At 66.8% G+C, this 8,102-nt stretch carries 9 protein-coding genes; 5 read left to right on the top strand and 4 right to left on the bottom strand.

Going from position 1 to position 8,102, the window contains the following annotated elements; genetic code table 11:
• Positions 1 to 79: 79 nt before the first annotated feature.
• Together GBZ48_RS08920 and GBZ48_RS08915 are read left to right on the top strand one after the other, a co-directional pair.
• Positions 80 to 433, top strand: a complete 354-nt coding sequence (locus GBZ48_RS08920; protein ID WP_174470708.1) for a DUF6867 family protein — start codon at positions 80 to 82, stop codon at positions 431 to 433.
• A gap of 201 nt (positions 434 to 634) precedes the next feature.
• Positions 635 to 1,735, top strand: coding sequence for a branched-chain amino acid ABC transporter substrate-binding protein (locus tag GBZ48_RS08915; protein WP_109096193.1), 1,101 nt, complete (start codon positions 635 to 637; stop codon positions 1,733 to 1,735).
• 100 nt (positions 1,736 to 1,835) lie between these two features.
• Here the strand turns inward: GBZ48_RS08915 and GBZ48_RS08910 are convergent, their stop codons facing one another.
• Complete coding sequence (locus GBZ48_RS08910) at positions 1,836 to 2,117, bottom strand: hypothetical protein (RefSeq protein WP_174470707.1); 282 nt, start codon at positions 2,115 to 2,117, stop codon at positions 1,836 to 1,838.
• A 228-nt stretch (positions 2,118 to 2,345) separates the two neighbouring features.
• Here GBZ48_RS08910 and GBZ48_RS08905 point away from each other — a divergent pair, with 228 nt between their 5' ends.
• Positions 2,346 to 2,552, top strand: coding sequence for a hypothetical protein (locus GBZ48_RS08905; protein ID WP_042696427.1), 207 nt, complete (start codon positions 2,346 to 2,348; stop codon positions 2,550 to 2,552).
• A gap of 6 nt (positions 2,553 to 2,558) precedes the next feature.
• Here the strand turns inward: GBZ48_RS08905 and GBZ48_RS08900 are convergent, their stop codons facing one another.
• Entirely contained in the window at positions 2,559 to 3,650 is a 1,092-nt protein-coding gene (locus tag GBZ48_RS08900) for an MBL fold metallo-hydrolase (protein ID WP_174470706.1), read from the bottom strand.
• 212 nt (positions 3,651 to 3,862) lie between these two features.
• Between GBZ48_RS08900 and GBZ48_RS08895 the strand changes: the two genes are divergently transcribed.
• Together GBZ48_RS08895 and GBZ48_RS08890 are read left to right on the top strand one after the other, a co-directional pair.
• Positions 3,863 to 4,906 (top strand): OmpA family protein, encoded by a 1,044-nt coding sequence (locus tag GBZ48_RS08895; RefSeq protein WP_174470705.1) that lies wholly within the window; start codon positions 3,863 to 3,865, stop codon positions 4,904 to 4,906.
• A gap of 169 nt (positions 4,907 to 5,075) precedes the next feature.
• Positions 5,076 to 5,744: a response regulator transcription factor gene (locus tag GBZ48_RS08890; protein ID WP_174470704.1), complete on the top strand. Its 669-nt coding sequence runs from the start codon at positions 5,076 to 5,078 to the stop codon at positions 5,742 to 5,744.
• Between the two features lie 12 nt (positions 5,745 to 5,756).
• On the opposite strand, the gene GBZ48_RS08885 is transcribed toward GBZ48_RS08890, so the two are convergent.
• On the bottom strand, positions 5,757 to 6,476 hold the full coding sequence (locus GBZ48_RS08885) for a hypothetical protein (RefSeq protein ID WP_174470703.1): 720 nt from the start codon (positions 6,474 to 6,476) through the stop codon (positions 5,757 to 5,759).
• A gap of 194 nt (positions 6,477 to 6,670) precedes the next feature.
• Positions 6,671 to 8,077, bottom strand: coding sequence for an aminotransferase-like domain-containing protein (locus GBZ48_RS08880; RefSeq protein WP_174470702.1), 1,407 nt, complete (start codon positions 8,075 to 8,077; stop codon positions 6,671 to 6,673).
• Positions 8,078 to 8,102: the final 25 nt, after the last annotated feature.

The raw sequence follows: 8,102 nt of genomic DNA, 5'->3' as shown, positions 1-8,102 counted from the left end.
ATCACGATGACGGGAACCGGGGCGCAGCTGCTGGCCGACCCGGAGGTTCGCGCGGCCTATCTGGAAGGGGGACACTGAGATGGAAACGATCCTCGGCTCATCGCTTCCGGTGTTCGTGTTCCTGACGGTGCTGGTGTTCGGCGGCTGCGGGGTTCTGACCGGGCAGACGCTGGCGGAGGGGTGGAAGCCGGTCTCCAGCGTGCTGGCCTACTCGCTGCTGCTGGGGGTGGGCGACCGCTTCCTTGCCTGGGGCCTGTTCGGCGAGCAGCTGCTGTCCTTGTGGGGCTTCATCGTCCACACCGTCGTGATCGGCCTGATCACGCTCACCGCACACCGCATCGCCATCGCGCGACGCATGGTCAACCAGTATCCGTGGCTCTATGAGCGCGCGGGACCGTTCGCCTGGCGCGACCGCACCGGCATCACCGGTTGAGCAGGGCCGGTTAAGCAGGTGCGACTAGACATAAGGAATTAGACCGTACGGCTGATTGGTGCCCGCGAAACTGTCGCACTGTGCGCCACTCGAGGTATGGTATTCTGGAACCCGCCGGAGGGGACCCGGCGGCAAGGCCCGAAAGGGCCGGGGGTATGTTGCAACAGGGACCACTTCATAGAACAGGGAGCAAGCACACCCATGAAATTCAAGCTGTCCCTTCTCGCCGCGATCGCGGCGACCGCGCTCTCCGCCACGGCCGCCAAGGCCGACATCGCGGTGGCCACCGCCGGCCCGATCACCGGCCAGTACGCCACCTTCGGCGAGCAGATGAAGAAGGGCATGGAGCAGGCCGTCGCGGACATCAATGCCGCCGGCGGTGTTCTGGGCCAGAAGCTGAAGCTGGAAGTCGGCGACGACGCCTGCGATCCCAAGCAGGCCGTGGCCGTCGCCAACCAGCTGGCCAAGGCCGGTGTGAAGTTCGTGGCCGGTCACTTCTGCTCGGGCTCGTCGATCCCGGCCAGCCAGGTCTATGCCGAGGAAGGCATGCTGCAGATCTCCCCGGCTTCGACCAACCCGAAGCTGACCGAGCAGGGCCTGAAGAACGTCTTCCGCGTCTGCGGCCGTGACGACCAGCAGGGCCTGATCGCCGGCAAGTATCTGCTGGACAAGTACAAGGGCAAGAACATCGCCATCCTGCACGACAAGTCGGCCTATGGTAAGGGTCTGGCCGACGAGACGCAGAAGGCGCTGAACGCCGGCGGCCAGAAGGAAGCCATCTACGAAGCCTACACGGCCGGTGAGAAGGACTATTCCGCTCTGGTGTCGAAGCTGAAGCAGGCGAACATCGACGCCGTCTATGTCGGTGGCTACCACACCGAGGCCGGCCTGATCGCCCGCCAGATGAAGGACCAGGGCCTGAAGGCCATCATCGTGTCGGGTGACGCGCTGGTGACCAACGAGTACTGGGCCATCACCGGCGACGCCGGCGAGGACACCATGATGACCTTCGGTCCGGATCCGCGCGAGAAGCCGGACGCCAAGGCCGTCGTGGAGAAGTTCCGCAAGGCGGGCTACGAGCCGGAAGGCTACACCCTGTACACCTACGCCGCTCTCCAGATCTGGGCGAACGCGGTGAAGCAGGCGAACTCGACCGACGCTGCCAAGGTTGCCGACGTCATGCGCAAGGGCAGCTACGACACCGTCATCGGCAAGATCGGGTTCGACGCCAAGGGCGACGTCACCAGCCCGGCCTATGTCTGGTACAAGTGGCACAACGGCCAGTACGCCGAAGTGAAGTAAGCGAAACGCTTCTGCGTTCCGCGCGAAAGGGCCGGCACTCTGTGCCGGCCCTTTTTCTTTGAGGATTTAAAGAAATGCCCGGGCTTGATGAATGAGCCGGTCAGGGAATAGGTCGGGGAACATAGGCGACACGGTGCTGGGCCATGGCTGGCTGCGCCGCGGCAATTGCCTGGGAAGAGAGCCCGGTCGCCACGCGCCGGCCCGACCTCTCGGTCAGCAGCCGTTCGCATGTGCCCATCACCTCCCGCCAGAAGGCGGCGGCACGGGTGTGGTTGGCGGCCGTGAGTTCGACAAGACGAACGCGGCTCATTCGAATCGCGGTTTCACCCAGTTCATCAACCAGGCGGGTCGCGAAGACAAGCACGTCGAGATCGGTGTTCATGACCGCTATGAACCCACAGCCGCGCCTTTAGTTCCACTCTGAAAGAGCCCTGCGGCAAAGGGTCATCGGGGGTGCCCCGGACGTGCTGCGTCGCAACAACGCAAATGCGGCATCGGCAAAGGGTCACCGAACGGACACTCGCCACGGCAGGGGGTTTTTGTGCTTCAATGGCGCCCTTCGCGGCGACTGTGACGGTCGCCGGCATGGGACGGGTTTTGGAGAACGAAAATGCGCAGGAAGCGCGAGGTGGTCGAGGGACAGATTTATCGCAAGCTGTCCCCCAGCGGCGGCTATTGGGAAGTGATCGCCATCCGTAAGGACGGCATGGGCACCCAGCATGCCCAGATGAAGCGCACCGACGACCCGAAGACGCTGAAAACCCTGTCTGTGGCGACGCTGCTCGATCCGCACGAGTTCGAGATCGTCACCGAGTGACCGCCGTCAGGCCGCTGCGATGGCGGCCGGCCGGCGGTAGAGGTCGGCCGACGAAAGCGACGCCGGCTTGCCAGCCGGTCCGGTGACCCGCTCCAGCCGCCCCTGCCGGATCAGGTGGTTGAGGTGGGCCACCGCCTCGCCCACGGCGAAAAGCATCTGCTGCGGGTCGAGCGGGCGCGGAAACAGCGCCCGTGTGACCGCTGCGGCGGTCCGGGGTTCCGTGCACAGCGTCTCGATCTCGGCCAGCCGCTCCCCATGATGGAGAGCCAATTCCTCCGCACGCCGGTGCAGGCCGCGGAAGGGGCGGCCGTGGGAGGGCAGGACCAGCGTGTCCGCCGGTAGGACGCTCCATCCCCCAAGGCTGGCGAGATAGTCGGCGAGCGGATCGGCGTCCGGCTCGGACGGCCAGACGCTGATGTTCGGGCTGATGCGGGGTAGAATCTGGTCGCCCGAAATCAGCAGGTCCGGGCTGCCGCCGCCGGCCGGCCGGTAGAGGCTGACCGGTTCCGCCGTATGGCCGCTGCCGCCGATCACCGTCCAGTGGCGGTCGCCCACCGGCAGCCGGTCGCCGGCCCGCAGGCGCGTCAGCGTCGCCGGCACGGCGGGCACGCCGCGGCTGTAGGCCCCCTTGCGGGCGAGCAGCGATTGCAGCGTATCCTCCTCCAGGCCGCAGCGGCGATAGAACTGCTCGACCACCGCGTCGGTGGCGGCATCGTTGCCGGCCGACAGGGTGCGGGCGAACAGCCATTCGGTCAGCGAGGTGGCGAAGCCGGCGCCGGTCCGCTCCACCAGCCAGGCGGCGGCGCCGATATGGTCGGGATGGAAATGGGTGACGACCACCCGCTCCACCGGACGCCCACCCAGCGCATCGCGCAGCAGCACCTCCCACACCGCGCGGCTGCGCGGATCGCCGAGCCCGCAATCGACCAGCGTCCAGCCGAGGGCGCCGCCGTCCAGTGCCCAGACATTGATGTGGTCGAGTTGGAAGGGGAGGGACAGGCGGATCCACAACACACCGGGCGCAACCTCCTGCCAGCCGCCGGGATCGGGAGTGGTGCAGAGGGGGTATTCGACCGAACCGTCCGGGGTAGAAAGCATCGCGGTGTCTGTCCAAGCTATTGTTATCGCGTGAGGAAATGCCTCTGAGCCGGCTGAGGCAAATCTGCAACAGGGAAAATGGGCGTGCGGCAGCAGGATTGGAAGCTGCCGATCCGTATCCATTGTCGGGGCCGGAGCCCGTTCTGTCACGCATTTCGCCGCAGGCCGGGATGTCCCGATCGACCAACGCCGTCAACGATGGGAACAAGAACATGACGATGCGTGGGATTTTGCTGGGCACGGCACTGACCGTCGCCCTTCCTTCGCTGGCCATCCCGACCGCCGCTTTCGCCGGTACGGAAGGCTTCTATGTCGGTGCGGGGGCCGGCGTGAACTGGACCGAGGATGCCGACCTCAGCAGCTATCCGGCTCCCGGCCTGGGCCTGAAGGAGGAATTCAAGATCGGCGGCATCGGCGACCTGTCGGTCGGCTACGCCACCGCGATGGGCCTGCGTGCCGAGCTGGAGGCCGCCTGGCGGTGGCGCAACAGCGTCGACAGCACCAGCAGCGCCACCCCCGCCCTGAACGGACTGGGCGGCAGGATGAGCTCGGTCGCCTTCATGGGCAACCTGCTGTACGACATCAACATCGGCCTGCCGATCACCCCCTATATCGGTGCCGGTGCCGGTATCGCCGGGGTCAAGCAGTCGCTGAACGGCGCCAGCGACCGCGACTGGGTCTTCGCCTATCAGGGCATCATCGGCGCATCCTATGCGATCAACGACAATGTCGCGCTGACGCTGGATTACCGGTATTTCGCCACCGTCGATCCGGAGTTCGAACTGGGCCCGGTGACCTCCAAGGGCGAGTACCGCAACCACACCATCCTGGCCGGCCTGCGCTACACCTTCGGCGGTCCCGAGCGTGCGACGCCGATCGCCGCCCCGGCCCCGGCTGCCCCGCCGATGGCCGCCCAGCCGCAGAGCGAGTATCAGGTATTCTTCGACTGGGACAAGGCGGTCATCACGCCGAATTCCGACAAGATCATCGCCGATGCCGCCGACGGAGCCAGCCGGGCACGCGCCGTCCGCATCCAGGTGATCGGCCACACCGACACCTCGGGCGCGCCGTCCTACAACCAGAAGCTCTCGCTCCGCCGCGCCGAGGCGGTGCGGCAGGCCATGATCAAGCATGGCACGCCGGCCAACATCATCACCATCGAAGGTGTCGGCGAGAACCAGCTGATGGTCCCGACCGGTCCGAACGTGCGCGAGCCGTCGAACCGCCGTGCCCAGATCATGATCAAGATCTCCTGAACGGCAGAAGGGGGGAGGGGCGACCGCCTCTCCCCCGCGGGCGCCTGCAATCCTTCCAGGCATCGCGGCAATGGAACAAAGGTGCCGGATGTGCGAAGGAGGTAGCGCGGACCGTTGCGTCAGCGTATGACGATACGGTACCCAAGGCATCTTCGGTCCGAGACGTTACATGCAGGTTCTGATCGCCGACGATCATTCCATCGTCCGCAGCGGCTTGACCCATCTGGTGGGTGAACTGGACGAGCAGGCCACTGTGGTGGCCGCCACCAGCTTCAGCCAATTGAACGCCATCCTCGATGGCGCGATGCAGGACGGCGGGACCGCGTTCGACCTCATCGTGATGGATCTGCGCATGCCGGGTCTCGGCGGGCTGGAGGATGTCGAGGCGCTGGTCAAGCGCGTGGCGCCTGTTCCGGTCGCCATCTTCTCGATGATCGAGTCGCCCGATGAAATGCGCGCGGTGCTGTCGCGCGGCGTCCGTGCCTTCATTCCGAAATCGACCGACGATGTCCTGGTGGTGAACATCCTGCGGCTGGTGATGGCAGGCGGATCCTATGTGCCGCCGGTCTTGGGCATGCCGGGCGCACCGTCCCACGCGGCTGCCGGGACCCCGCGCGCCGTGGCTCCCAGCATCTTCGACGGGCTGACCCGCCGCCAGCTGGAGGTTCTGGACCTGCTGGCCCAGGGCCTGTCCAACCAGGAGATCGGCGGGCGGCTTGGCCTGAACCTGTCCACCGTGAAGACCCACGTGACCGGCGTGCTCAAGGCGCTGGGCGTCGGCAGCCGCACCCAGGCGGTTCTGCTGGTCAAGGAATCGGGGCGCGACCGTCTGGTCTGAGGCGCGCGGCGATCACAGGAGCGCGTTCAGCAGCGACCCGCGCCCGCCATAGCTGCCGCCGGACCCGCCCAGCAGCATCGCCGACGGGTTGAGCGAGGCGCTGCCCGCTCCCAGGATCGAGGCCAGACTTTGAAGTTTGGTGTTGCCGCCGAAGGGGTTGTCGCCCTTGGCCGGCTGCTTGGCGATGGTGTCGTAGTCCTTGCTGTAGTTGCCCATGCGCAGCTGGACGCCGTAGCTCTTGGCATCCTTGACCGGGACATCCTTGTCGCGGGCGACACGCAGGGTGTAGTCGCCCTTGTCCAGCGTCATCTGGCCGGATTTCAGCTTCTGGAAGGCGTCATAGCTAGCGCCGGCATCCTTGTTGCTGTCGGCGACGACCTTGCCGCTACGGTCCATCAGCTGAAGCCGGACGCCGGCATCGCCCACCGTCCCCAACGTCACGGCGCCGGAGGTGGGCACGTTGAACTTGTAGAAATCGGCCGGATCGTTGGAGGCCAGCGAACTGAAGACGTTCAGCCGGCTGGTGTCCTTAATCAGAGTGCCGATGCTTGTCGCGAAGGGTGCGGCATTCATCGCCGACTTGTTGACGGTCTGCTCGTACTCCTGGACCTTGCCGGTCGCGCCACCATTGCCCGTTGCCTGCTGCTGCACGCGCTTGACCGCGGCGTCGATCGACTGCTGCAGGCTCTGGGCCATGCTGCCGACATCGGCGTAACTGGACAGGCTGACCATGGTGCGCTCCCCTCGTTCCACATTCCCGTCAGGAAATGACAATCAAGGGGTGTGCAGGATGCGGGCCAGAGCTAAGTCATTGACTTGAAAGGGTCTATGACAGGCTCATCGGTGCCGGGCGGCAGGTTTGGACCGGCGGGGCGGCAGGATTTACCCAGCGGCGCTCACATATCGCCGCCGTGCCCGCGCCCCCGTCAGACGATGGACAGCATCGCAGCTGCAGGCGCGTCGATCGCATCGGCGAGGGCGCGCAGGCCGCGGGCGGCCTCGTCGCGGCTGCGCGGCATGCACAGGCCGATACGCACCGCATGGGGGGCACTGGCGCGGCCGACGGCGAAGGCGTCGGCACCGGTGACGATCACCCCGCGGCGGCGTGCTTCTCCGATGAAGTCCTCGCGCCGCCAGGGTTCGGGCAGGACCAGCCACAGATGCTGAGCCGCCGGGTGGCCATAGACGGTCTCGGCCGGCAGGATGGAGCGGGCGAGCCGCTGGCGCGCCAGATCCTCTTCCCGCTGGGTGGCGACGATGCGGTCGGCGGTGCCGTCCTGGATCCAGCGCGTGGCCACCTCCGCCGGCAGGGCGGGAGCGGAATATTGCAGGGCCCGGATGGCGGTCTCGACACGGGTGCGCAGTTCCGCCGGAGCCACGACGAAGCCCAGCCGCAGGCCGGCGGCGAGGCTCTTCGACACGCTGGACACATAGAGCGTGATGTCGGGGGCCATGGTCTGGATCGGCACGGCATCCGGCACCATGAAACCGAACACGTCGTCCTCGATCAGGATCACGCCATAGCGGCGAGCGATCTCGACGATCTCGCGCCGGCGGGCGGCGGGCATGACGACCGCCGTCGGATTCTGCAGGGTCGGCACCAGATAGGCCGCCTTCGGCCCCAGCCGGCGGCAGGCGCTGTCGAAGGCGTCCGGCACCAGACCATGCTCGTCGATGGCGACGCCTTCCAGATGATAGCCCTGGGTGGCGGCCAGCGCCTTGGTGCCGATGTTGGTCAGCCGCTCTGCCAGGATGACGTCGCCGGGACGGGCAACGGCGGCCAGTGCCACCGCCAGCGCGTTCTGCGCCCCGGTGGTCAGCAGCACCGACTCAGGCGTCGCCTTTACCCGGTGCTGGCGCTCCAGCCAGGACGCCGCGGCGGCACGGTGGTCGGGCAGGCCGGCATGAGGGCCATAGCCGATCAGTTTCGCCGCATGTCCCGATGCCGCGATGGCGGACAGCGTCTGGCCGAAGGTCTGCACCGCCACGGCATGTTCGGGATGGACCGTGGTCATGTTGACGATGGCGGGACCCGCCGAGATCTCTCCGGCAGGGGGCCAGCCGAGCGGCAGGGGGGTGGTTGGCGGACGTTGTCCCTGGACGAAGGTCCCGCGGCCGACCTCGCCGCCGATCAGCCCACGCTTCTCGGCCTCCGTATAGGCGCGCGTCACCGTTCCCACCGTCACGCCGAGGCGGAAGGCGAGGTCACGGTGCGTCGGCAGCCGCGTGCCGGTGGGCAGCACGCCCTCCGCGATGTCGTCGGCCAGCGCGTCGGCGATGACGCGATAAAGCGGGCCGGGACGGCCCTCCAGGTTCGGAGTCCAGTTTGTCATGGGGACAAATGTGGCATTGTCCCGA

The organism is Azospirillum melinis (assembly GCF_013340935.1).
Classification (GTDB): Bacteria; Pseudomonadota; Alphaproteobacteria; order Azospirillales; family Azospirillaceae; genus Azospirillum; species Azospirillum melinis.
Note: the sequence above shows the minus strand (reverse complement) of the source record. Positions and strands in the feature narration are given on the sequence as shown.

Excerpts from the sequence above, each read along its gene's own strand:
- GBZ48_RS08880 (WP_174470702.1), bottom strand. The coding sequence starts at position 8,077 with ATGACAAACTGGACTCCGAACCTGGAGGGCCGTCCCGGCCCGCTTTAT.
- GBZ48_RS08890 (WP_174470704.1), top strand. The coding sequence starts at position 5,076 with ATGCAGGTTCTGATCGCCGACGATCATTCCATCGTCCGCAGCGGCTTG.
- GBZ48_RS08900 (WP_174470706.1), bottom strand. The coding sequence starts at position 3,650 with ATGCTTTCTACCCCGGACGGTTCGGTCGAATACCCCCTCTGCACCACT.
- GBZ48_RS08905 (WP_042696427.1), top strand. The coding sequence starts at position 2,346 with ATGCGCAGGAAGCGCGAGGTGGTCGAGGGACAGATTTATCGCAAGCTG.
- GBZ48_RS08885 (WP_174470703.1), bottom strand. The coding sequence starts at position 6,476 with ATGGTCAGCCTGTCCAGTTACGCCGATGTCGGCAGCATGGCCCAGAGC.
- GBZ48_RS08920 (WP_174470708.1), top strand. The coding sequence starts at position 80 with ATGGAAACGATCCTCGGCTCATCGCTTCCGGTGTTCGTGTTCCTGACG.
- GBZ48_RS08895 (WP_174470705.1), top strand. The coding sequence starts at position 3,863 with ATGACGATGCGTGGGATTTTGCTGGGCACGGCACTGACCGTCGCCCTT.
- GBZ48_RS08915 (WP_109096193.1), top strand. The coding sequence starts at position 635 with ATGAAATTCAAGCTGTCCCTTCTCGCCGCGATCGCGGCGACCGCGCTC.
- GBZ48_RS08910 (WP_174470707.1), bottom strand. The coding sequence starts at position 2,117 with ATGAACACCGATCTCGACGTGCTTGTCTTCGCGACCCGCCTGGTTGAT.